This is a genomic window from Modestobacter versicolor, from assembly GCF_014195485.1.
GTDB lineage: Bacteria > Actinomycetota > Actinomycetes > Mycobacteriales > Geodermatophilaceae > Modestobacter > Modestobacter versicolor.
This window is the reverse complement of sequence record NZ_JACIBU010000002.1, coordinates 81487-105162: the sequence shown is the minus strand read 5'-3', so window position 1 is coordinate 105162 and position 23676 is coordinate 81487. Positions and strand designations below refer to the sequence as shown.

Sequence of the window (23676 nt, the reverse complement as noted above, 5' to 3'; positions counted from 1 at the left end):
CACCCGACCGCCCCACCCCGCTACCGCGACGAGGAGTCGACATGGCCGAGGTCGCCGTCCACGAGCACGCCGTCCAGCAGGACGCGGTGCCGCCGATCGACACCCAGTACGAGGACCTGCTGCGCCGGGTCCTGGAGACCGGCACCCCCAAGTCCGACCGCACCGGGACCGGCACGCTCAGCCTCTTCGGCGAGCGGCTCCGCTACGACCTGTCCACCGCCTTCCCGCTGGTGACGACGAAGAAGGTGCACGTCAAGTCGGTGGCCTACGAGCTGCTGTGGTTCCTCCGCGGTGAGGGGAACACCGCCTGGCTGACCGAGAACGGCGTCTCCATCTGGGACGAGTGGGCGGCCGAGGACGGCAGCCTCGGGCCGGTGTACGGCGTCCAGTGGCGTTCCTGGCCCACCCCCGACGGCGGGTCGATCGACCAGATCAGCCAGGTCCTGGAGACGCTGCGGACCGACCCGGACTCCCGGCGGATGGTGGTCTCGGCCTGGAACGTGGCCGCGCTGCCGGAGATGGCGCTGGCGCCCTGCCACGCGCTCTTCCAGTTCCACGTCGCCGACGGCCGGTTGTCCTGCCAGCTCTACCAGCGCAGCGCCGACCTGTTCCTCGGCGTCCCGTTCAACATCGCCAGCTACGCGCTGCTCACCCAGATGGTGGCCCAGCAGGTCGGGCTCACCCCCGGCGACTTCATCTGGGTCGGCGGCGACTGCCACATCTACGCCAACCACCTCCCGCAGGTGCGCGAGCAGCTCAGCCGCGAGGTGCGGCCCTTCCCCCGGGTGACCATCGAGCCGGCGCCGTCGCTGTTCGAGCACCAGTACGCCGACTTCACGGTGCACGGCTACGACCCGCACCCGGCGATCCGCGGCGCGGTGGCGGTCTGACCGCGGTACCGGCGTCCCCGCACCGCGCCCTGCGGATGGTCTGGGCGCAGACCGCCGAGGGCGTCATCGGTGCCGACGGCGCGCTGCCCTGGCACCTGCCCGAGGACCTGCGCCTGTTCCGGGCGCTCACCACCGGGGGCACGGTGGTCATGGGCCGCCGCACCTGGGAGTCGCTGCCCCCGCGCTTCCGGCCGCTGCCGGGCCGGCGCAACGTCGTCCTCAGCTCGACGCTGGACCCGGCCGAGGCCGGCGTGCAGGTCGCCCGGTCGGTGGCCGACGTGCTGGCGCTCACCGGCGACCTCTGGGTGATCGGCGGGGGCGGGGTCTACGCGGCGTTCCTGCCGCACGCCACCGAGGTCGTCGTCACCGAGGTGGACGCGGACGTGGCCGGGGACACCTGGGCCCCGCCGCTGGACGCCGGCTGGCTGCCCGGCGCGCGGGTGCCGGCGGCGGGCTGGGCGGAGTCCTCCGGCGGGCTCCGGTTCCGGGTGGCGCAGTGGCGCCGCGGGGCCACGGACGACGGCCTGGTGGCCGGGATCCTGGCCGAACAGCTGGCCGGGTGGGACGGCGCCGGGCGGTCCGGCAGCGGCGTCGGTGCGGGCCGGTAGATTCCCGGGCATGACCACCGACCCCGCGCGGCCGTTCGGGCGCGTGCTCACGGCCATGGTCACGCCCCTCGCCGAGGACGGCACGATCCACCTGGCCGGCGCGCAGGAGCTCGCCTCGCACCTGGTCGACCGCCAGGCCCACGACGGCCTGGTCGTCTTCGGCACGACGGGGGAGTCGCCCACCACCAGCGACGGCGAGCAGCACGCCGTGCTCGAGGCCGTGCTCGACGCGGTCGGCGACCGCGCCACCGTCGTGGCCGGCGTCGGCACCAACGACACCGCGCACTCGATCGAGAAGGCGCAGTCCGCGGCCCGGCTGGGCGTGCACGGCCTGATGGTCGTCACCCCGTACTACAACAAGCCCCCGCAGGCCGGGCTGCTGCGGCACTTCACCGCCGTCGCCGACTCCACCGACCTGCCGGTGATGCTCTACGACATCCCGCCGCGCTCCGTCGTCCCGATCGAGGTCGAGACGCTGGTCCGCGCCGCCGAGCACCCCAACATCGTCGCGGTCAAGGACGCCAAGGGAGACCTCGGCGCGGTGGCCTGGACCCTCGCGCGCACCGACCTGGCGTACTACTCCGGCGAGGACATGCTGAACCTCCCGCTGCTGGCGCTCGGCGCCGTCGGCGTGGTCAGCGTGGTCGGGCACCTGGTCGGCCCGCGGCTGGCCGAGCTCGTCGCCGCCGTGGAGTCCGGCGACCTGGTCAAGGCGCGGGCGGTCAACGAGAGCCTGCTGCCCGTCTACACCGGGGTGTTCCGCACCCAGGGCACGATCATGATCAAGGCGGCGCTGCGCGAACTGGGGCTGCCTGCCGGCCCCGTCCGCCCGCCGCTCGTCGACGCCACCCACGAACAGCTGGAGCAACTGCGCATGGACCTCGCCGCCGGAGGCGTCACGCTGTGACCGCCGCCCCCACCCTCCAGCCGCACCTCGGCCTCAAGACACCCCCACCGCTGCCCCGCGGCGGCCTGCGGGTGATGGCGCTGGGCGGGCTCGGCGAGATCGGCCGGAACATGGCCGTGCTCGAGTTCGACGGGCAGCTGATGGTCATCGACTGCGGGGTGCTCTTCCCCGAGGCCGAGCAGCCCGGCGTCGACCTGATCCTCCCCGACTTCGGGGTCATCGAGCACCGGCTGCACGAGATCACCGCCGTCGTCCTCACCCACGGGCACGAGGACCACATCGGCGCGATCCCGTACCTGCTGCGGCTGCGCAAGGACATCCCGCTCGTCGGCTCCCGGTTCACCCTCGCGCTGGTCAAGGCCAAGCTGCGGGAGCACCGGATCGACCCGGTGCTGGTCGAGGTCGCCGCCGGCGACGACCACCTGGCCGGGCCGTTCCACTGCGAGTTCATCAGCGTCAACCACTCGATCCCCGACGCGCTCGCGGTCGCCGTGCACACCCCGGCCGGCACGCTGGTGCACACCGGCGACTTCAAGATGGACCAGCTGCCGCTGGACGGCGTCCTCACCGACCTGGGCGCGTTCGCCCGGCTCGGTGTCGAGGGCATCGACCTGCTGCTCAGCGACTCCACCAACGCCGAGGTGCCCGGGTTCGTCACCTCCGAGCGCAACATCGGCCCGGTGCTCGACTCGGTCTTCGAGCGGGCCGGCCAGCGGCTGATCGTGTCCAGCTTCGCCAGCCACGTGCACCGCATCCAGCAGGTCCTCGACTGCGCGGTGAAGCACAAGAGGAAGGTCGCGCTGGTCGGCCGGTCGATGGTGCGCAACATGGGCGTCGCCCAGGACCTCGGCCTCCTGCGGGTCGCCCCTGGGCTGATGGTCAAGCTCGACGAGGCGACGGCGATGCCGCCGGAGCAGGTGGTGCTGATCAGCACCGGCTCGCAGGGCGAGCCGCTGTCGGCGCTGGGCCGGATGGCCCGCGGCGACCACCACCAGGTCACCATCGAGCCCGGCGACACGATCATCCTGGCGTCCTCGCTGGTGCCCGGGAACGAGACCGCCGTCTACAAGGTGATCAACGGGCTGGCCCGGCTGGGCGCCACGGTGATCCACAAGGAGACGGCGATGGTGCACGTCTCCGGGCACGCGCCGGCCGGTGAGCTGCGCACCCTGATCAACGTGGCCAAGCCGCGCTACCTGATGCCGGTGCACGGCGAGTGGCGGCACCTCCGGGCGCACGCGGCGCTGGCCGAGCAGACCGGGATGAGCGCCGACCGCATCCTGCTGGCCGAGGACGGCGTCGTCGTCGACCTGGTCGACGGCAAGGCCTCGATCGTGGGCAGCGTGCCGATCGGCAACGTCTACGTCGACGGGCTCAACGTCGGCGACGTCGGCGAGGAGTCGCTGCAGGCGCGGCGGATCCTCGGCGACGAGGGCTTCGTCGCGCTGACCGTGGTCATCGAGCCCTCGACCCGCACGATCGTCCGCCCGGTGCACCTGTCCACCCGGGGCTTCTCCGACGACCCGGGCGCCTTCAACGAGGTGCTCGGGCTGGTGGAGAAGGAGCTCAAGCGGGCGATGGAGGACGAGCAGGTCGACGCGCACCGGCTGTCCCAGGTGATCCGCCGGACGGTCGGCAAGTGGGTGTCGGACACCTACCGCCGCCGGCCGATGATCATCCCGACGGTCCTCGAGGTCTAGCGGCTCCCCGCCCCCCGTGGGCGGGGAACCGCGCTCAGCCGACGCGCTCGGCGGTGACGACCAGGTTGTCCAGGTAGCTCCGGGCGCCGCGGTCGAACTCGCCGGTGCAGGTGACCAGCCGCAGCACGTCCGCAGGTGTCGCGCCGAAGACCGCCGCGGTGGGGAACTGGTCCTTGGGCACCTGCTCGGTGCCGGTCACCGCGTAGCGGGCGACCGAGCCGTCGGCGACGGTCACCTCCACGGCGTCCCCGGGGCGCAGGTCGCGCAGCGCGTAGAAGACCGCCGGTCCGGCCGTCGAGTCCACGTGCCCCAGCAGGACGGTCGGGCCCCGTGACCCCGGCCGGCCGCCGCCGGTGAACCAGCCGGCCAGGTCGAAGTCCTCGGGCACCTCGGCGCTGCCGTCGGCGGTGAGACCCAGGTCCAGCAGGTCCGACCGCACCCCCAGCGCCGGGATGGCCACCGCCGTCGGCTCCGGCACGCCGGCCGGGTCGACGACCGAGGAGGAGCCCGCCACCGGCGCCGTCGTGCCGGCCGGTGCGGACGAGGCAGCGGGCGACGAGGTGGACGACGAGGTGGACGACGAGGCGGACGGCGCCGCGGCCGGCGGCCCGGACGCGGGCTCCGCTGCGGCGCCGCCGCACCCGCTGAGGGCGAGCACCACGCAGCCGGTCAGCAGGGCCACGCGTCCGAGCCGCACGGTCAGCTCCGGGCCGCGCGACGCAGCCCCAGGCCGGCGGCACCGGCCAGCGCGAGGGAACCGCCGAGCACCGCCAGCGGCGGCACCGACGACGTCCCCTCGGCCGTGCCGCCGGCGCCGGTCTCGACGCCGCCGACCGGCACCTGGGTGAGCTGACCGCGCACGGCGCCCGCGGCGAAGGCGGTGGTGTGGCTGTCGGTGAAGAAGGCGGCCGGGTCGGCCTCGATCTGCGCCAGGCTGAAGCCGGCGCCGGTGTCGGCGCCGTTGGCCACGATGCCGGTGGTGAACGGCCCCTGCAGGCAGCCGCTGCTCACCAGCCGGCCGCGGCCGTCGTCCTCCGGGTTGGGCAGCGCGACCCGCGGCGGACCGGCCTTGCCGGCCGCGCCCTGGTGGATGTGGGTCGCCGTCTTGGCCGGGCTCTGGTACGGCGGCGTCACCCCGGTGAGGGTGATGTCGTAGCAGATGACCTCGAGGTCGGAGTTGATCCGGTACATGAAGCTGCCGGTGGCGCCGGGCTGGCCGGGCGTCGGTGCCCCCTCGGCGTTGATCACCATGTCGGGGGTGGCCATCGCGGTGAACGCGCTGGTGAAGGTGGCCGGCTCGGCCACCTCCGTCTCGGCGGAGGCGGTGCCCGCGCCGGTCAGGACGACGGCGCCGACGGCGCCGGCGACGACGGCGGTGCGGGCCAGGGACGAGCGGAGTCCGGTCACGGTCTCTCCTCGGGTGCAGGGGGTGGTCGCCGGGGTGTACGGCCCCCACCTGCCCCGCGTTCACCCGCCGCGTCAGAACGTCGAGCTGAGCACCACCGCGCCGGAGGCGTCGACCACCTCGAAGCCCGCGGCGTCCTCCCGCAGCACCGAGGAGTTCAGGTTGCAGTCCAGCTGCTGGGCGCCCACGCCGAGGAACTCGCCGGCCGGCACCTCGTTGCCGGCCTCGTCGCGCACCGAGAGCCGGTAGACCTCGCCGGCGGCGAAACCCTCACCGGAGAGCTTCACCTCCACGCCCCAGGTGTGCGGGACGACGTCGGCCGTCGCGCGCACGCCCTGCGCGGCGACCTCGACGGCCACCTGCTCCAGCGGCGGTGCCGGCGGCACGGGCCGGGACAGCCAGCCGACGCCGAACGCGGCCGCGGCGATGGCGACGGCCGCCGCGACGGCGGCCAGCCGGGTGCGCCGGGACCGCCGCGCGGCCAGGTCGGCCGGCCGGGCGCCCTCGGCGGCGATCCGGGCGAGCACCGCGTCACCCAGCCCCGGCGGTGGGCCGGGCAGCTCGTCGAGCCGGGCCGGGTCGACGTCGGCCAGCCGGCTCGCGAGCGGGGCCAGCTCGCGCAGCTCGGCGCGGCAGGCGGCGCAGCCGTCCAGGTGCGCCCGGACGGCGGCCCGCTCGGCGGGGGTGCCGTGACCCAGTGCGTACACGCCCAGCTGCTCGCGCAGCCCGCGGTGGGCGTCCCGCGGCAGATCGCTCACGGCTCCACTCCCATCTCCTCCATCGCCAGGCGCAGTGCCTTGAGCCCGTAGAACACCCGGCTGCGCAGTGTGCCCACCGGGATCCCCAGCTCGGCGGCCACCTCGGCGTGCGGCCGGCCCCGCAGGTGGGTCTGCACGATCGCGGTGCGGTGCTCCGCGCCGATCCGGCGCAGCGCCTCCTCCACCACCCAGGCGTCGACGAGCCGCTCGTCCGGGTCGGCGACGGCGGGCGGCGGCAGGTCGGTGCCGTCGGTCAGCTCCCGCTGCCACGGCCGGACGGCGAAGCGGCGGGCCTCGTCGACGACCACGTTGCGGGCGATGGCGAACAACCAGGTGCGCAGGCTGGCCAGCTGCGGGTCGTAGGAGTCCGCTGCGCGCCAGGCCCGCAGGAACACCTCCTGGACGACGTCCTGCGCCGCCCCGCCGTCACCCAGCTGCCGGAGCGCGAAGCGGTACAGCTCCGGGCCGTGCGCGGCGTAGGCCGCCCGCACGTCGAGCACCTCGGCCTGGGCCGTGCCTCGTTGGCGCGCCATCGCGCTCCTCGCCGAGTGCCGGGGCGCCCGGGGCGGGTGCCGTCGGAGGGGCATACGTCGCTCCGGCCCGATCGGTTCAGCCGCCGGCTACCGGACGACGGTGATCGGCGTGATGCCCTCGGCGGCTGGGAGCGGGAAGCCGAGCACCTGGGCGTAGAAGGACAGCTCGCCGTCCAGCGCCGCGCGGATGTTCTCGGCCTTGCGGAAGCCGTGCTGCTCGCCGGCGAACAGCAGGTACGCGTGCGGCACGCCCTTCGCCCGGAGCGCGGCGACCATCATCTCCGCCTGCTCGGGCGGCACCACCCGGTCCTCGTCGCCCTGGAAGACCGCCAGCGGGGTGTCCAGCGCGTCGGTGTGGTGGATCGGTGAGCGCTCGGCGTACACGGCCTCGCCGGCCGGCCACGGCGCGATGAGCCCGTCCAGGTAGCGCGACTCGAACTTGTGCGTGTCGGCGGCCAGCGCGGCGAGGTCGGCGACGCCGTAGTGGCTGGCCCCGGCGGCGTAGACCCCGGGGCGGAAGGTGAGCGCGGCCAGCGTCGTGTACCCGCCGGCCGAGCCGCCGCGGATCGCCAGCCGGGCCGGGTCGACGCGGCCCCGGGCGGCCAGCCAGCGGGCGCAGGCGACGACGTCGTCGAGGTCGGCGACGCCCCACTGCCCCTTCAGCGCCTCGCGGTAGCGCCGGCCGTAGCCGGTGGAGCCGCGGTAGTCGACGTCGGCGACGGCGAACCCGCGCGAGGTCCAGTACTGGATGCCGAGGTCCAGCGTCGACCGGGCGGCGGCGGTCGGTCCGCCGTGCACCAGCACCAGCAGCGGCGGCCGCTCGTCGTCGGCCCCGGTGACCTGCGGGTTGGTCGGCGGGTAGACCAGCGCGTGGGCCTCGGCGACGCCGCCCGGCTCGTGCTCGGTCGGGAAGGTGACGTGCTCGGGCCGGGAGAACCAGGCCGGGTCCAGGCCCAGGTCGCGGGCCGGGCGCAGCACCTCGCTGGTGTCGTCGAGGTGGACGCGGAGGACCACCGGCTCGGACGCCGGGCCGCCGGCCACGCAGACCACGCCGTCGCCGGCCGCGCGGAGCTGGCCGAAGGCGGAGTACGGCAGGTCGAACTCCCGCGCGGTGCCGTCGGTGTCCAGCACCGCGAGCCGGTCGGCGCCGTCGCGGCCGTAGGCGAGCACCACCCGGCCGTCGGCCAGCAGGTCGTACCGGCTCTGCCCGAACACCCACTGGGGCCCGGCGATGTCGCTGCCCGCGTCGAACACCAGCTCGACCTCGCCGTGCGGGCGGCGGCGGTACAGCGACCAGACGTCGGTGCGGTCGCCGAGCCACCACAGCGACAGGTCCGCGCCCCAGACCGGCTGGACGACGGACTCGCCGGGCCCGCCGGCCAGCACGTGCTCGCTGCCGTCGGCCGCGCGGACGACGAGCTGCGCCGAGTCCCAGGGCATGTCCGGGTGCTGCCACTGCAGCCAGCTGAGCGTGACGCCGTCCGGTGCCCGCCGCGGGTCGGAGACGAAGTCCGGCCCGCTCACCAGCACCTCGGTGGTGCCGTCGGCGGCCACCCGGACCACCTCGGAGACGACCTCGGCGGCCAGCCCGGACGCGGTGTGGGTCTCCCGGACCGCCAGCACGCCGTCACCGTCGGCGGACAGGTCGGCGAACCGCACGCCGGCGGGCACGGCCGGCTCCGGCGTCACCGCGACCGGCTCGCTGCTCCCCGGGGCCACCCGGTAGAGCCGCTGGTCGGCGTAGTGGGTGAACCAGACGGTGCCGCCGGACACCGTCCAGGCGCCGCCGCCGTACTCGTGCACCCGGGTGCGGGCGTTCCACGGAGCCGGCAGCAGGTCGGTCGTGCTGCCGTCGGGGCCGCGGCGCACCAGCACGGTGCGGCCGCCCTCGCTGGGCCGGCCCTCCGCCCACCAGACGTCGTCCCCGTCGACGACGATCTCGCCGAGCCGGGCGGCGGCGCGCACGACGAGCTCCGAGGTGATCGGCGTCGGCCAGCTGCCGTAGGGGAGGGTCTGCACGGAGTCGGTCACGGGTCGAACGTAGCGATCCCCGGCGGCCCGGTCCCGGCTGAGTCCGGACACGCGGTCGGCAATGGGCCGCGGACACCCTCGGCCGGATTACCGTCTGACGCATGCCTGCTCGCGCGTCGACGTCGAACCGGGCGCCGGCGCGCGGTGGCGGCTCCACGCGCCCGCGCACCGGCTCCACCGCCAAGAAGCGCCCACCGGCCAAGCGCGGCTCCACCGCCGCCCGCCGGCCCGCGGCCAAGAAGAAGCAGGGCACCCTCGCCGGCACCCTCTGGCGGGGTGCCTCCAGCACCTGGGGCCTGTTCGCCCGCGGCGCCGGCGGGCTCGCCCGCTCGGTCGCCCGGCCGGAGGAGGCCGAGCCGCTCGGCCCCGAGCACCGCCGCGACGGGGTCGGCCTCGCCGTCCTCGGGCTGGCCATCGTGCTGGGCGCTGCCACCTGGACCGACGGCATCGGCCCGGTCGGCGCCGGCCTCAGCGACGGGGTGCGCGTCCTGATCGGTGCGCTCACCGTGGCGCTGCCGGTCGTGCTGTTCCTGGTGGCCCTGCGCCTGCTGCGGCACCCGCCGCACCCCGAGGCGCGCGGCCGGCTGATGATCGGCTGGGTCAGCGTCGTCGCCGCGGTGGTCGGTGTGGCCCACGTCGTCGGCCCCGACGACTCCGCCACCGACCGCACCGGCGCCGGCGGCCTGCTCGGCTGGGCGGTCGGCACCCCGCTGACCGCGGGCATGGGCCCGATCGTCACCGTGCTGCTGCTGGTGCTGCTGGCCTTCTTCGGGCTGCTGGTCGTCACCGCGACCCCGGTCCACCAGGTGCCCGAGCGGCTGCGCGAGTGGGCCGACCGGCAGCTGGGCCGCGACGGCGAGTACGACGACGACGAGTACGACGAGCTCTACGACGACGAGGAGACCGAGCCCGCGCCGAAGACGCGGCGGGGCCGCAAGGCCGCGGCGGCCGCCGTCCAGGACACCCTGGACACCGGGGTCGTCGACACCGGCGCGCTCGACGAGGCGCCCGAGGCCGTCGTCCACGAGCCGGCCCCCGAGCCGGTGCCGGTGCGCCGCCCGATCATCGACCGCACCGCGCCGCCGGAGGACCTGCCGCCGATCGAGGAGCCCGAGCAGCTCCGGATCCAGCCGGTCGAGGGCACCTACACGCTGCCCTCGCTGAGCGTGCTGCGCCCGGGCACCCCGCCGCGGGCGAAGTCCAAGGCCAACGACGTCGCCATCGAGGCGATCACCGGCGTGCTCGAGCAGTTCAACATCGACGCCGCCGTCACCAGCTTCACCCGCGGCCCGACGGTGACCCGCTACGAGATCGAGCTGGGCAACGCGGTCAAGGTCGAGAAGATCACCGCGCTGACCAAGAACCTCGCCTACGCGGTCGCCAACGACAACATCCGGATCCTTGCGCCGATCCCGGGCAAGTCGGCGGTCGGCGTCGAGGTGCCCAACACCGACCGCGAGACGGTCAGCCTGGGCGACGTCATGCGCTCGCAGGTGGCCAAGCAGGACCCGCACCCGATGCTGGTCGGCCTGGGCAAGGACATCGAGGGCGGGTTCGTCTGCGCGAACCTGGCGAAGATGCCGCACCTGCTGGTGGCCGGTGCCACCGGTGCCGGCAAGTCCAGCTGCATCAACTCGCTGCTGACCTCGCTGCTGCTGCGGGCCACCCCGGACCAGCTGCGGATGATCCTGGTCGACCCGAAGATGGTCGAGCTCACGCCCTACGACGGCATCCCGCACCTGATCACGCCGATCATCACCGACCCCAAGAAGGCCGCCACCGCGCTGGCCTGGCTGGTGGAGGAGATGGAGCAGCGCTACCAGGACATGCGGGCCACCGGGGTCCGGCACATCGACGACTTCAACCGCAAGGTCGAGCGCGGCGAGATCACCGCCCCGCCCGGCAGCGAGCGGGTGTACCAGCCCTACCCCTACATCCTCACGATCGTCGACGAGCTCGCCGACCTGATGATGGTCGCCCCGCGGGACGTCGAGGAGTCGATCGTCCGGATCACCCAGAAGGCCCGCGCGGCCGGCATCCACCTGGTGCTGGCCACCCAGCGGCCCTCGGTCGACGTCGTCACCGGCCTGATCAAGGCCAACGTGCCCTCGCGGCTGGCGTTCTCCACCTCCAGCCTCACCGACAGCCGGGTCATCCTCGACCAGCCGGGCGCGGAGAAGCTGATCGGCATGGGCGACGCCCTGTTCCTGCCGATCGGCGCGGGCAAGCCGATCCGCGTGCAGGGCGCCTACGTCTCCGACACCGAGATCGAGGCGGTCGTCGAGTTCGTCAAGCGGCAGGGCGAGCCCGAGTACCGCGAGGAGGTCTTCACCGCCGCGGCGGGGGAGAAGAAGGAGATCGACGAGGACATCGGCAGCGACCTCGAGCTGCTGGTCCAGGCGGTCGAGCTGGTCGTCACCAGCCAGTTCGGGTCGACCTCGATGCTGCAGCGCAAGCTGCGGGTGGGCTTCGCCAAGGCCGGGCGGCTGATGGACCTGATGGAGAGCCGCGGCATCGTCGGCCCCTCCGAGGGCTCCAAGGCGCGCGACGTGCTGGTCAAGCCCGACGAGCTGGAGTCGGTCATGTTCACCCTGCGCGGGGGGACGCTGGGCTGATCCTCCGGTGGCGCCCGGTCCGACCCCGGACGGCGCCTAGGATGGTCTGGTGCCAGCTCTGCCCAGTCCCATGACATCCCCCCAAGGGCAGCCCCCCGTCAGCGCGCCCCGCCGCGTGTCGGTGGTGACCCTCGGCTGCGCCCGCAACGAGGTCGACTCGGAGGAGCTCGCCGGCCGGCTGGCCGGCGACGGCTACGTGCTGGTCGAGGACGGCGAGGCCGCCGACGCGATCCTGGTCAACACCTGCGGCTTCATCGAGAGCGCCAAGAAGGACTCGGTCGACGCGATCCTGGCCGCCACCGACTCCGGCGCCGAGGTGATCGCCGTGGGCTGCATGGCCGAGCGCTACGGCGCCGAGCTCGCCGGCGCGCTGCCCGAGGCCACCGTGCTCGGGTTCGACGACTACACCGCCATCGGCGACCGGCTGGACGACGTCCTGGCCGGCCGCCCCCTGGTGCCGCACACCCCCAAGGACCGGCGCACGCTGCTGCCGATCAGCCCGGTGCAGCGCACCGCGGCGGTCCAGGCCCCCGACGCGGTCGCCATCCCCGGCCACGACTGGCTCAAGCGCAAGCGGCTGGCCGCCGGGCCCTCGGCGGCGCTGAAGATCGCCTCCGGCTGCGACCGGCGCTGCTCGTTCTGCGCCATCCCGGCCTTCCGCGGCGCGTTCGTGTCCCGCCCGGCGGGCGAGGTGCTCGGCGAGGCGCAGTGGCTGGCCGCCCAGGGCGTCACCGAGATCGTGCTGGTGAGCGAGAACTCGACCTCCTACGGCAAGGACACCGGCGACCTGCGCTCGCTGGAGAAGCTGCTGCCCCAGCTCGCCGCGACCCCGGGGATCGTCCGGGTGCGCGTCGCCTACCTGCAGCCCGCCGAGCTGCGGCCCGGGCTGCTGGAGGTCATCGCCGCCACCCCGGGCATCGCGCCGTACTTCGACCTGTCCTTCCAGCACTCCTCGCCGACGCTGCTCCGCCGGATGCGCCGCTTCGGCGGCACCGACGACTTCCTCGGCATCATCGAGCGCGCCCGCGCCCTCGCGCCGGGCGCGGGCTTCCGCACCAACGTCATCCTCGGGTTCCCGGGCGAGACCGAGGAGGACGTCGCCGAGCTGGAGCGCTTCCTGGTCGAGGGCCGGCTGGACGCCGTCGGCGTCTTCGGCTACTCCGACGAGGAGGGCACCGAGGCGGTCGGGCTGCCGGGCAAGCTGGCCCAGCACGAGATCGACGCGCGGGTCCGCCGGATCACCGACCTGGTCGAGGAGCTCACCGCCCAGCGGGCGGAGGAGCGGATCGGCACGACCGTCGAGGTGCTGCTGACCGAGGACCTCTCCGAGGCCGAGGGCGCGGGCACCTGGGCCGGCCACGCCGCGCACCAGGACCCCGACGCCGACGGCACGACGACGATCACCGGGGTACCCGCCGGCGCGGTGCCCGGCGAGGTCGTGCCGGCCACCGTCGTCGACACCGAGGGCGTCGACCTGCTCGCCCGCGCGCTGGTCCCGGCGCTCGCCGCACCGGCCGGGGCCTGAGCCGATGAGCGCGGTCGTCCCCGAGGGTTCGGCGGACCCGGCGGCGACCCCGCCGCAGTCGGTGCGCCTGCTGAACCTGCCGAACGCGCTCACCCTGTTCCGGCTCGCCGTGGTGCCGCTGTTCGCCGTGCTGCTGCTCTCCGACGGCGGCATGGACGACGAGCGCCGGCTGTGGGCCACGCTGTTCTTCGCCGGCGCGATCATCACCGACCGCTACGACGGCATGATCGCCCGCCGCACGAACCAGGTCACCGAGTTCGGCAAGCTCGCCGACCCGATCGCGGACAAGGCGCTCACCGGCACCGCGCTGCTGGGGTTGTCGATCCTGGGGCTGCTGCCGTGGTGGGTGACGGTGGTGATCCTGTTCCGCGAGGTCGGGGTCACCGTCCTGCGGTTCTGGGTCATCCGGCACGGCGTCATCGCCGCCAGCCGGGGCGGCAAGGCCAAGACCGTGCTGCAGGCGCTGGCCATCGGGCTGTACATCCTGCCGCTGAGCGGGGTGCTCGCCTCGGGCCGCTGGTGGGTGATGGCCGCCGCGCTGGTGCTGACCGTGATCACCGGCATCGACTACGTCTACCGGGCGCTGACCCTCCGCCGCACCAGCGCACGGGCGATGCTGGCCGCCGAGGCCCGCCGCGCGGCCGCCGGCGGTGACAACGCACCCGGCGAGACCCGCAGGGACACCGCGGCGTGAGCCCGCCCGGGCCCGCCCCCGCCGCGGCGCAGCGGCTGCACGAGGCGCTGCGCGCCCGCGGGGAGACCGTCGCGGCCGCCGAGTCGCTGACCGCGGGGCTGTTCTGCGCCACCCTCGCCACCGTGCCGGGCGCGAGCGCCACGCTGCGCGGCGGCGCCGTCGTCTACGCCACCGACCTGAAGACGACGCTGGCCGGCGTCCCGGCCGACCTGCTGGCCGCCGCCGGGCCGGTCAGCGAGCAGACCGCGGCGGCCCTCGCCGAGGGCATCCGCACCCGCTGCTCGGCCACCTGGGGCGTGGGGCTCACCGGGGTGGCCGGGCCCGGTCCGGTCGACGGGCACGCCCCCGGCCGGGTCTACCTCGGGCTGAGCGACGGCCTGCTCACCGTCGTGCACGAGCTGGACCTGCCCGGCGACCGGGCGCAGGTGCGCGCGGGCGCGGTCGAGGCGGCGCTGCAGCGGCTGCTGGACCGGCTGGCCGAGCACCCCCTGCCGGGCGAGGACGCCGGGAACTCCACGGCCTCCCGGGGTGTTACGCCATCAGCGGACGTGCCTCCACCGGGACGGTGACCAGGGTCATGGCCGCGTACGGTGAGCACACGGCGTCCTCCGGCCCGCCCGGTCGGCGTCCGAGCTCTCGAGACCTGCTCGTCAGAGTGGACAGGAGACGGCCATGACGCTGCTGCGCACCCAGCTGGGGAACACCCTGCGGGGTCACCGGCTGCGGCAGCGGCGCACGCTGCGCGACGTCTCGGGCGCTGCCCGGGTCAGCCTCGGGTACCTCTCCGAGGTCGAGCGCGGCCAGAAGGAGGCCTCCTCCGAGCTGCTCGCCTCCATCTGCGACGCCCTCGACGTCGAGCTCGCCGACCTGCTGGCCGAGGTGAGCCTGGAGATGCGGCTCGCCGAGCCCGGCCGCCGTCCGGTGCGCCCGGTGGCCCTCGCCGGTGTCGGAGCCGGGGTGGGCGCCGGGGTCGGCTCCCGTCCGGGCAGCCCGGACGACGACCCGGCCGCAGCTGCCGCCGACGACGCCACCGAGACCGCCTCCGCGGCCGCTGAGGCGCCCGTGGCCGAGCCGGCACTGGCCCTGGTCGGCGGTGGCCAGCCCGCGCGGGCCGGCGCACGACCGGCCGTCTCCCTCGCCGCCTGAAGAAGGACCCCGCTGCCCCCCACGCCTCGCGAGCTCGGCGCGGGACCCTGCAGCGGGGCCGTTCCAGCACGTCACCGGGGGTGGGACGGGTGCTGCGCCCGGGCCTGGTGGCGCGACACGACGTGCGCTCGGTGTCCACCTCCTTGACCCGGTGCGACCGGGAGGGCACAAAGTGTCCATGTCTTCCCCCGGATCCCGCTCCTCGCTGACGCCGCACCCCTCGCTGCCGGTGCCGACCGCCGGGCGGGGTGGGGTCACCGTCCTGGAGGCCGACGCAGCCGAGAAGGCCGCTGCCGAGGCAGCCGCGGCGTCGGGCCAGCACCTCACCACCCCGGTCCCGACCGGGGCGTTCCAGCCGCCGGCGCCGGGCCTGCACGTGACGGCCCCGGTGCCGTCGTTGAACGTCGCCGTCCCGGCGCCGCGGCCCACCGCCGCCGCGCCGCGCGACCCGCGCCGCCCGCTGGCCCGCCCCGGGGTGGCCATGAGCCGCACCCGCCGCGGCCTGCTCGCCGGCGCCCGCACCGCCTTCGCCGAGCGCGGGCTGAAGAAGACCACCATGCAGCACGTCGCCGCCGCGGCCGGGGTCGCCAAGGCCACGCTGTACAACCACTTCCGCACCAAGGACGACGTCGCCACCGCGCTCATCGCCTTCGAGCTGGACCGGCTGGCCGCCCTGGCCGCCGAGCTGCCGCTGACCGTCGCGGTGCCGGCGCTGGCCGAGGAGGTCGGCGCGCACCCGGTGCTGCGCCGGCTGGCCGAGACCGAGCCCGAGGTCCTGGTGCAGATGATGGGCCTGGACGCCGACCGCTGGGGCGACGTCGTGCTGACCCTGGGCTCCGCGCTGCGGATCAGCCGGCCCGAGGCCGAGCTCGTCTGCCGCTGGCTGCTCGGCCTGGTGCTGCAGCCGGGCACCGCGCCGGAGCGGGCGGCACAGGCCGCCGTCGTCACCGGGCAGCTCGTCGGCTGAGCAGCGCAGTCCCGGCGGCCGCCCGGACCACCTCGGTGGGCCGGGCGGCCGTTCCGCGTCCGGGTCCCGTGCGACCGGGCGACGTGACATCGTGACCGCACGCCCGGTCCGCGTCGACGGACCCGGGCGGACCGACCTCCGGAGCCCTTGATGCGGTACCTCTTCCGACCACCGGCCGCCGAGGCCGCCGGGCTGCTCTCGCTGCCCTGGGACCAGCCGCTGGAGGAGTGGGACCCGGAGCTGCTGCTCGAGGTGCCCCAGCGCGGCATCTCGCGGCACGTCGTCCGGTTCACCGTCTCCGAGGGCCGGGTCTACGCCCTCAAGGAGATCGCCGAGCCGCTGGCCCGGCACGAGTACGCGCTGCTCGCGGAGTTCGAGGGCGAGGGGCTGCCGTCGGTGTCGGTGCTGGGCATCTGCGTGGACCGGCCCGGCGACCAGGACGCCATCCTGGTGACCCGGTACCTCGAGTACTCGATGTCCTACCGCTACGTGTTCTCCGGGCCGCGGGCCACCCACTCGCCTGACCGGCTGCTGGACACCCTCGTCCAGCTGCTGGTCCGGCTGCACCTGGCCGGCGTCTACTGGGGCGACTGCTCGCTGTCCAACACCCTCTTCCGGCCCAGCGCGGGCACGTTCACCGCCTACCTCGTCGACGCCGAGACCGCCGAGCGGCACCCCGCGCTCTCGCCCCGGCTGCGGGCCTACGACGTCGACCTCGCCCGGGAGCGGGTCGGTGCCGAGCTGATGGACCTGCAGGCCGGTGAGCTGCTGCCGCCGGACATCGACCCGATCGAGGTCGCCGACAGCCTGGCCGGCCGCTACGAGGCGCTGTGGGACGAGGTGACCCGCGAGGAGGTCTTCCGCCTCGACGAGCAGGCGCGGAAGGTCGCCGAGCGGCTGCAGCGGATCAACGACCTGGGCTTCGACGTCGGCGAGATCGAGCTGGTCACCTCCGCCGACGGCGCGCGCCTGCGGGTGGAGACCCGGGTCGCCGAACCCGGGCAGCACCGGCACGAGCTGTTCCGGCTGACCGGCCTGGAGGTGCAGGAGAAGCAGGCCCAGCGGCTGCTCAACGACCTGCGGTCCTACCGGGCCTACCTGGAGCAGCGCAGCGGCGGACCGGTGGCCGAGGAGGTGGCGGGGCGGCGCTGGCTGAGCGAGGTCTACCAGCCGGTGGTGGCCACCGTCCCGGCCGAGCTGGCCGGCCGGCTGGAGCCCGCCGAGGTGTTCCACGAGGTGCTCGAGCACCGCTGGTTCCTGTCCGAGCAGGCCGGTTTCGACGTCGGCACCTGGACGGCGGCACGCTCCTACGTCCAGCACGAGCTGCCCCGGACGCCGTCGGAGCTGACCACCCCGTCGGTGATCGCCGACCGCTCCTGAGCGGTTCCTACGGGCAGGTCAACGCAAGATCACGCTCCGTTTGACACTACCTGTGGGCTGGGCCACTCTCCGAGGTCCGCGGCGACGACGGTGTCGCTGCTCGGCAACGGAGGCGGTCGGCGTGCCGAAGGCGAGCAGTCCCGGACCACTCGGACCACGGCGGAGACGGCGGCGAGGCCTGGCCGGCGCCGCCGCGGTCGCGGTCCTCAGCTCGATGCTCGCAGCGTGCGGGAGCGACGAGGGTGGTGTCCCGACGCTCACCTGGTACATCAACCCCGACGCGGGCGGGCAGGCCGAGATCGCCAGCCGGTGCACCGAGGCGGCGGAGGGCCGCTACCGGATCGCCACGGCGACGCTGCCGCGCGAGGCGACCGGCCAGCGCGAGCAGCTGATCCGCCGGCTCGCGGCCAACGACGCCTCGATCGACATCATGAGCCTGGACCCGCCCTTCATCCCGGAGTTCGCCCAGGCCGGCTTCCTGGCCCCGGTGCCCGAGGACGTCGCCGAGCGGGTCACCGAGGACGTCGTCGAGAGCGCCATCGAGGGCTCCACCTGGGACGACGAGCTGGTCGCCGTCCCGTTCTGGGCCAACACCCAGATCCTCTGGTACCGCGAGTCGGTCGCCGAGGCCGCCGGGCTGGACATGAGCCAGCCGGTCACCTGGGACGAGATCATCGCCGCGGCCCAGGACCAGGACGCGCTCATCGGGGTGCAGGGCATCCGCGCCGAGGCGCTCACCGTCTGGTTCAACGCGCTCATCGAGTCCGCCGGTGGCTCGATCATCGCGGAGAACTCCACCGACCCCGAGCAGATCCAGCTGGGGCTCACCTCCGAGGCCGGGGTGCGGGCCACCGAGGTGATGCGGGCGATCTCCGACAGCGGCCAGACCGGCCCCGCGCTGTCGACCGCGAACGAGGACTCCACCGCCACCGGCTTCGAGGGGGAGGACGGCGGCTTCATGGTCAACTACCCGTTCGTCTACCCCCGCGCCCTCGGCAAGGTCGAGGAGGGGTCGATGGAGCAGGCGACCGTCGACGACTACGGCTGGGCGGTCTACCCGCAGGTCGACGAGGGCACCGAGAGCGCCCCGCCGTACGGCGGGATCAACCTCGGCGTCGGCGCCTTCAGCGAGAACGTCGACTTCGCCTTCGAGGCCACCGAGTGCATCACCTCGACGGAGAACCAGGCGTACTACTTCGTGACCAACGGCAACCCGGCCTCGGACACCGCGGTCTACGACGACCCGGCGGTGCTCGAGGAGTTCCCGATGGCCCCGGTGATCCAGCAGTCGCTGGAGCAGGCCGCCCCACGGCCGCAGACGCCGTACTACAGCGAGGTCTCCGGCGGGCTGCAGCGCGAGTACCACCCCACCGGTTCGGTGGACCCGGAGTCGACTCCGGAGTCGGCCACCGACTTCATCACCGCGGTCCTCCGGAAGGAGCAGTTGCTGTGAGCGAGCTCGCGAGCGGACCGATGGGCACAGCAGCTCCGCGAACGCGGACGACGAGCGCCAGCGAGGAGTTGAAGTGAGCACCACGACGCTCCCACCGACCCAGAAGGCGGCGCCGGTCTCCGCACCGGCGGGCACCACGAGCGACCGGGCCCGCAGCGAGCGCAAGCTCGGCTGGCTGCTGGCCGGGCCGGCCCTGGTGGTCATGCTGCTGGTGACCGCCTACCCGATCCTGCAGGCGGTGTACGACTCGCTGTTCGACTACCGGCTCACCGACCCGGAGAACCGGTCGTTCACCGGGCTGTCGAACTACGGGGTCATCCTCACCGACTCCACCTGGTGGATCTCGATCGGCGTCACGGTGTTCATCACCGTCGTCACCGTCGCGGTAGAGCTGGTGCTCGGCTTCGCGCTGGCGTTCGTGATGGCCAAGGCGCTGGCGGCGATCCGGCCGGTGCTGCGGGCGGCGATCCTCATCCCGTACGCCGTCATCACCGTGGTCTCGGCGTTCGCCTGGCGGTTCGCCTTCGCCATCGACACCGGGTTCGTGAACTCCTGGTTCGGCTGGCTGCCCGGCATCGGGGCCGACACCGACTGGTTCGGCGGTCAGTGGTCGGCGCTGTTCGTCGTCTGCGTGGCCGAGATCTGGAAGACCACGCCGTTCATCTCGCTGCTCCTGCTGGCCGGTCTGGCCCAGGTGCCCGAGGTGCTGCAGGAGGCGGCGAAGGTCGACGGCGCCACCTGGTGGCAGCGGCTGCGCAAGGTGACGCTGCCGAACATGAAGGCCGCGATCATGGTCGCGCTGCTGTTCCGCACCCTGGACGCCTTCCGGGTGTTCGACAGCATCTTCGTGATGACGGCGGGGGCCAACAACACCGAGACGGTGTCGTTCCTGGCCTACCGCCAGACCATCTCCCGGCTGGAGATCGGGCTGGGGTCGGCGGTCAGCGTGCTGCTCTTCCTCGTCGTGGTGGGGATCGCCGCGTTGTTCATCAAGGGCTTCAAGGTCGACCTGGCCCAGGCGAGGGGTGAGCGCTGATGTCCCGCAAGGAGAAGAACTGGTGGATCGTCGCCGGGGTCCTGATCGTCGTCTACGCGCTCTTCCCGGTCGCCTGGATCGTGTCGCTGTCGTTCAAGGCACCCGGTGACCTGGCCAACGGCCAGTTCCTGCCCACCGACGCCACCTCGGAGAACTACAAGGGGATCTTCACCGGGGGAGGCGGTGACCTCTTCCTGCCGGCGCTGCGGAACTCGTTCGGGATCTGCCTGATCGCGACGTTCATCTCCTGCGTGCTGGCGATGTTCGCCGCCTACGCGATCGCCCGGCTGGACTTCCCCGGCAAGAAGTTCATCCTCGGCACCGCGCTGGGCGTGGCGATCTTCCCCGTCATCTCGATCGTCACGCCGCTGTTCAACCTGTGGCGCAACATCGGCCTCTACGACACCTGGCCGGGGCTGATCATCCCGTACCTGTCGCTGACCCTGCCGATCTCGATCTGGACCATGTCGGCGTTCTTCCGCGAGATCCCCTGGGAGATGGAGCAGGCCGCCCAGGTCGACGGCGCGACGACGTGGCAGGCGTTCCGCAAGGTGATCGTCCCGCTGGCCGCCCCGGGTGTCTTCACCACGGCGATCATCGCGTTCTTCATCGCCTGGAACGACTTCGTCTACGGCATCTCGCTGACCTCCACCAGCGCCGCCCGCCCGGTGCCGGCCGCGCTGGGCCTGTTCTCCGGCGCCTCGCAGTTCGAGGACCCGACCGGGGCGATCGCCGCAGCCGCGGTGATCGTGACGATCCCGGTCGTCGCCCTGGTCCTGCTGTTCCAGCGGCGCATCGTCGCCGGCCTCACCAACGGCGCTGTGAAGGGCTGACCCCGTGCGCACCCGAACCGACCTCCCGAGGGGGAAGAACTGATGGCCGAGATCGAGATGAAGCACATCGTCAAGCAGTACGGCGACGGCTTCCCGGCGGTGAACGACGTCAGCCTGGACATCGCCGACGGCGAGTTCATGATCCTGGTCGGCCCCTCCGGCTGCGGTAAGTCGACCCTGCTGCGGATGATCGTCGGGCTGGAGGACATCACCAGCGGCGACATGGTCATCGGCGGCAAGCGGGTCAACGACCAGGCGCCCCGCGAGCGCAACCTGTCGATGGTCTTCCAGAACTACGCGCTCTACCCGCACCTGACGGTGTTCGAGAACATCGCCTTCCCGCTGCGGTTGTCCAAGATGGACGACGCCGAGGTGCGCCGCCGGGTCAACGAGGCGGCCGACGTCCTCGAGCTGCACGAGCACCTGGAGCGCAAGCCGGCCAACCTCTCCGGTGGCCAGCGGCAGCGGGTCGCGATGGGGCGGGCGATCGTGCGGCAGGCCGAGGCGTTCCTCTTCGACGAGCCGCTGTCCAACCTCGACGCCAAGCTGCGCGGCCAGATGCGCACCGAGATCGCCCGGCTGCAGCGCCGGCTGGGCATCACCACGGTCTACGTCACCCACGACCAGACCGAGGCGATGACCCTCGGCGACCGGGTCTGCGTGCTGCGGAAGGGCAAGATCCAGCAGGTCGCCTCACCGCGCGAGCTGTACGAGCAGCCGGTCAACCTCTTCGTGGCCGGGTTCATCGGCTCGCCGCCGATGAACTTCTTGCCCGCGCGGCTGGAGGGCCGGAGCCTGACGACCCCGTTCGGCGCGATCGAGCTGGACGAGCGCCGGGCGAAGGCCGTGGCCGGGCGCGACCTGCTGCTGGTCGGCATCCGGCCGGAGTACTTCGAGGACGCGTCCCTGGTCGACGACGTCAAGCGGCCGGTGGGCTCGATCTTCCGGGCGCGGGTCGACGTCACCGAGTGGCTGGGCGACCAGCAGTACGCCTACATCCCCTACGAGGCGCCGGAGGAGATCACCACCCAGCTGCGCGAGCTGTCCCGGGAGCTGGACTCCGAGGAGCTGCGCACCCAGGCGATCGTCTCGATCGACGCCAGCAGCCGGATCCGGGAGGGGCGCGAGGCGGAGTTCTGGCTGGACAGCCGCAAGGTGCACGTCTTCGACCCCCAGTCGGGCGAGAACCTCACCCGGGACGCCGAGGCCGGCGCCGAGCTGACCCGGATGGCGACCGAGGACCGCGAGGAGCAGATCGCGGAGTCCACCGGCGGGCCGGCCGGCCGGTCGGCACCGTCGACCGGCGCGCACGCGGCGGGCGCTGCCTGAGCTGCCTGCAGGACCCCCGGGCGTGACCGGCATGATCACGCCCGGGGGTTTGTGCCGCGGTCGAGCTGCGCACCTGTCCCCTGGAAGCAGTCCCTCGCAGTGCGGGGCCCGATCCTGGAGGCAGCATGGACATCACCGCGACCGACGAGTGGGCCGCACTGGTCGACCACCACCGCGAGCTGGCCCCCCGGACGTTGCGTGAGCTGTTCGCCGAGGACCCCGAGCGCGCGCACCGGCTGACCGGCACCGCCGGCGACCTGTACGTCGACTGGTCCAAGCACCGGGTCACCGACGAGACGGTGCGGCTGCTGGTCGCGCTGGCCGAGAAGGCCGGCGTGCCGCAGCGGATCGAGGCGATGTTCCGCGGCGAGCACATCAACGCCACCGAGGACCGCGCCGTGCTGCACGTGGCGCTGCGGGCACCGGAGCAGGTCGCGCTCACCGTCGACGGGCAGGACGTCACCGCCGACGTGCACGCGGTGCTCGCGAAGATGCGCGGGTTCGCCGACCGGGTGCGGTCGGGGGAGTGGAAGGGCCACACGGGCGAGCGGATCACCGCGGTCGTCAACATCGGCATCGGCGGCTCGGACCTCGGCCCGGCGATGGCCTACACCGCGCTGCAGGACCACAGCGCGCGGGACATCACCTTCCGGTTCGTGTCGAACATCGACCCGACCGACTTCTACGAGAAGACCCGGGACCTCGACCCGGCGACGACGCTGTTCATCGTCTGCTCGAAGACCTTCACCACCCTGGAGACGCTGACCAACGCCACCGTGGCCCGCGACTGGCTGCTGGCCGCACTGGGCGACGACTCCGCGGTGGCCAAGCACTTCGTGGCGGTCTCCACCAACGCCGACGCGGTGGCCGAGTTCGGCATCGACACCGAGAACATGTTCGGGTTCTGGGACTGGGTCGGTGGCCGGTACTCGTTCACCTCGGCCATCGGGCTCTCGCTGATGGTCGCGATCGGGCCGGACGGCTACGACGACATGCTGGCCGGCTTCCACGCCGTCGACGAGCACTTCCGCACCGCGCCCCCGGCGGAGAACCTGCCGCTGCTGCAGGGCCTGCTCAACGTCTGGTACACGAACTTCTTCGGCTCGCAGACCCACGCCGTCCTGCCCTACAGCCAGTACCTGTCCCGGCTGCCGGCCTACCTGCAGCAGCTGACGATGGAGAGCAACGGCAAGTCGGTGCGCTGGGACGGCCAGCCGGTGACGACGGCGACCGGCGAGGTCTACTGGGGCGAGCCCGGCACCAACGGCCAGCACGCCTTCCACCAGCTGCTGCACCAGGGCACGTCGATCATCCCGGCGGACTTCATCGGGTTCGGCGAGCCCAACCACGACATCGGCGAGATGCACGACCTGCTGATGGCCAACCTCTTCGCGCAGAGCGCCGTGCTCGCCTTCGGCCGCACCGCCGAGGAGGTCGAGGCCGACGGCACCCCGGCCGACGTCGTCCCGCACAAGGTCATGCCGGGCAACCGGCCGTCGACGACCGTGCTGGCACCGGAGCTGACGCCGTCCACGCTGGGCCAGCTGATCGCCTTCTACGAGCACACCGTCTTCACCGAGGGGGCGGTCTGGCAGATCGACTCCTTCGACCAGTGGGGTGTGGAGCTGGGCAAGGTGATGGCCCGCCAGCTCGGGCCGGCGCTGACCAGCGAGGCGGCGCCGGAGATGGACCAGGACGCCTCGACGGTCGCCCTGGTGCAGCACTACCGGAAGCTGCGCGGCCGGGCCGTCTGAGCCCGGCGCTCCCGGGGACGGTGCGCGGTGGCTGCACCGGGTACCTGCCTGGGACGATGATCGAGACAGCGTCGCCCGTGTCGCACCCACCCGCCGCCCGGCGGGTGGCTGC

21 protein-coding genes are annotated in these 23676 nt (G+C 73.6%); 16 read left to right on the top strand and 5 right to left on the bottom strand.

Annotation, left to right across the window (positions count from 1 at the left end; genetic code table 11):
* Nucleotides 1-41: 41 nt before the first annotated feature.
* From FHX36_RS20505 to FHX36_RS20490, 4 genes are read left to right on the top strand one after another with little or no spacing between them, the layout of a single operon-like run.
* On the top strand, nucleotides 42-890 hold the full coding sequence (locus FHX36_RS20505; protein WP_110550350.1) for a thymidylate synthase: 849 nt from the start codon (nucleotides 42-44) through the stop codon (nucleotides 888-890).
* A 35-nt stretch (nucleotides 891-925) separates the two neighbouring features.
* Nucleotides 926-1498, top strand: a complete 573-nt coding sequence (locus tag FHX36_RS20500) for a dihydrofolate reductase (protein ID WP_183514288.1) — start codon at nucleotides 926-928, stop codon at nucleotides 1496-1498.
* 10 nt (nucleotides 1499-1508) lie between these two features.
* Nucleotides 1509-2405 carry a 4-hydroxy-tetrahydrodipicolinate synthase gene (gene dapA / locus FHX36_RS20495; RefSeq protein WP_110553953.1) on the top strand — a complete coding sequence of 299 codons (897 nt, stop codon included), beginning with the start codon at nucleotides 1509-1511 and terminating at the stop codon, nucleotides 2403-2405.
* On the top strand, nucleotides 2402-4105 hold the full coding sequence (locus FHX36_RS20490) for a ribonuclease J (RefSeq protein ID WP_110553954.1): 1704 nt from the start codon (nucleotides 2402-2404) through the stop codon (nucleotides 4103-4105). The genes dapA and FHX36_RS20490 overlap by 4 nt, the downstream gene beginning before the upstream one ends.
* A 34-nt stretch (nucleotides 4106-4139) precedes the next feature.
* Here the strand turns inward: FHX36_RS20490 and FHX36_RS24075 are convergent, their stop codons facing one another.
* The 5 genes from FHX36_RS24075 to FHX36_RS20465 all read right to left on the bottom strand — a co-directional run bounded on the left by FHX36_RS24075 (nucleotide 4140) and on the right by FHX36_RS20465 (nucleotide 8832).
* Entirely contained in the window at nucleotides 4140-4802 is a 663-nt protein-coding gene (locus tag FHX36_RS24075; protein WP_220036069.1) for a class F sortase, read from the bottom strand.
* Nucleotides 4803-4804: 2 nt separating this feature from the next.
* Nucleotides 4805-5512, bottom strand: a complete 708-nt coding sequence (locus tag FHX36_RS20480; RefSeq protein WP_220036070.1) for a CHRD domain-containing protein — start codon at nucleotides 5510-5512, stop codon at nucleotides 4805-4807.
* A gap of 72 nt (nucleotides 5513-5584) precedes the next feature.
* Complete coding sequence (locus FHX36_RS20475) at nucleotides 5585-6268, bottom strand: zf-HC2 domain-containing protein (RefSeq protein ID WP_183514286.1); 684 nt, start codon at nucleotides 6266-6268, stop codon at nucleotides 5585-5587.
* A complete protein-coding gene (locus FHX36_RS20470; RefSeq protein ID WP_110552997.1) occupies nucleotides 6265-6801 on the bottom strand; it encodes a sigma-70 family RNA polymerase sigma factor in 537 nt (178 codons plus the stop codon). The genes FHX36_RS20475 and FHX36_RS20470 overlap by 4 nt, the downstream gene beginning before the upstream one ends.
* An 87-nt stretch (nucleotides 6802-6888) precedes the next feature.
* Nucleotides 6889-8832 carry a S9 family peptidase gene (locus tag FHX36_RS20465; RefSeq protein WP_110552996.1) on the bottom strand — a complete coding sequence of 648 codons (1944 nt, stop codon included), beginning with the start codon at nucleotides 8830-8832 and terminating at the stop codon, nucleotides 6889-6891.
* 101 nt (nucleotides 8833-8933) lie between these two features.
* Here FHX36_RS20465 and FHX36_RS20460 point away from each other — a divergent pair, with 101 nt between their 5' ends.
* The 12 genes from FHX36_RS20460 (at nucleotide 8934) to pgi (ending at nucleotide 23564) form a co-directional block, all read left to right on the top strand.
* On the top strand, nucleotides 8934-11447 hold the full coding sequence (locus FHX36_RS20460; protein ID WP_110552995.1) for an FtsK/SpoIIIE family DNA translocase: 2514 nt from the start codon (nucleotides 8934-8936) through the stop codon (nucleotides 11445-11447).
* Between the two features lie 115 nt (nucleotides 11448-11562).
* Nucleotides 11563-12972, top strand: coding sequence for a 30S ribosomal protein S12 methylthiotransferase RimO (gene rimO, locus FHX36_RS20455; RefSeq protein ID WP_258372859.1), 1410 nt, complete (start codon nucleotides 11563-11565; stop codon nucleotides 12970-12972).
* A 4-nt stretch (nucleotides 12973-12976) separates the two neighbouring features.
* Nucleotides 12977-13666 carry a CDP-diacylglycerol--glycerol-3-phosphate 3-phosphatidyltransferase gene (gene pgsA / locus FHX36_RS20450; RefSeq protein ID WP_110552993.1) on the top strand — a complete coding sequence of 230 codons (690 nt, stop codon included), beginning with the start codon at nucleotides 12977-12979 and terminating at the stop codon, nucleotides 13664-13666.
* Entirely contained in the window at nucleotides 13663-14235 is a 573-nt protein-coding gene (locus FHX36_RS20445; RefSeq protein WP_110552992.1) for a CinA family protein, read from the top strand. Before pgsA ends, FHX36_RS20445 begins: the two co-directional genes overlap by 4 nt.
* 103 nt (nucleotides 14236-14338) lie before the next feature.
* On the top strand, nucleotides 14339-14812 hold the full coding sequence (locus tag FHX36_RS24175; protein ID WP_183514284.1) for a helix-turn-helix domain-containing protein: 474 nt from the start codon (nucleotides 14339-14341) through the stop codon (nucleotides 14810-14812).
* Nucleotides 14813-14990: 178 nt separating this feature from the next.
* On the top strand, nucleotides 14991-15779 hold the full coding sequence (locus FHX36_RS23190; protein ID WP_246407233.1) for a TetR/AcrR family transcriptional regulator: 789 nt from the start codon (nucleotides 14991-14993) through the stop codon (nucleotides 15777-15779).
* Nucleotides 15780-15929: 150 nt separating this feature from the next.
* The gene (locus FHX36_RS20430) at nucleotides 15930-17159 is read left to right on the top strand and encodes a DUF4032 domain-containing protein (RefSeq protein ID WP_110552838.1); all 1230 of its coding nucleotides are present in this window, start codon (nucleotides 15930-15932) and stop codon (nucleotides 17157-17159) included.
* A gap of 214 nt (nucleotides 17160-17373) precedes the next feature.
* Complete coding sequence (locus FHX36_RS20425) at nucleotides 17374-18612, top strand: extracellular solute-binding protein (protein WP_110552839.1); 1239 nt, start codon at nucleotides 17374-17376, stop codon at nucleotides 18610-18612.
* Nucleotides 18613-18685: 73 nt separating this feature from the next.
* Nucleotides 18686-19648 (top strand): carbohydrate ABC transporter permease, encoded by a 963-nt coding sequence (locus tag FHX36_RS20420; protein ID WP_110552840.1) that lies wholly within the window; start codon nucleotides 18686-18688, stop codon nucleotides 19646-19648.
* Complete coding sequence (locus tag FHX36_RS20415; RefSeq protein WP_110552841.1) at nucleotides 19648-20481, top strand: carbohydrate ABC transporter permease; 834 nt, start codon at nucleotides 19648-19650, stop codon at nucleotides 20479-20481. Before FHX36_RS20420 ends, FHX36_RS20415 begins: the two co-directional genes overlap by 1 nt.
* Before the next feature lie 42 nt (nucleotides 20482-20523).
* Nucleotides 20524-21810, top strand: coding sequence for an ABC transporter ATP-binding protein (locus FHX36_RS20410; protein WP_110552842.1), 1287 nt, complete (start codon nucleotides 20524-20526; stop codon nucleotides 21808-21810).
* Nucleotides 21811-21935: 125 nt separating this feature from the next.
* Nucleotides 21936-23564, top strand: coding sequence for a glucose-6-phosphate isomerase (pgi, locus tag FHX36_RS20405; RefSeq protein WP_110552843.1), 1629 nt, complete (start codon nucleotides 21936-21938; stop codon nucleotides 23562-23564).
* The last annotated feature ends 112 nt before the right edge of the window (nucleotides 23565-23676 follow it).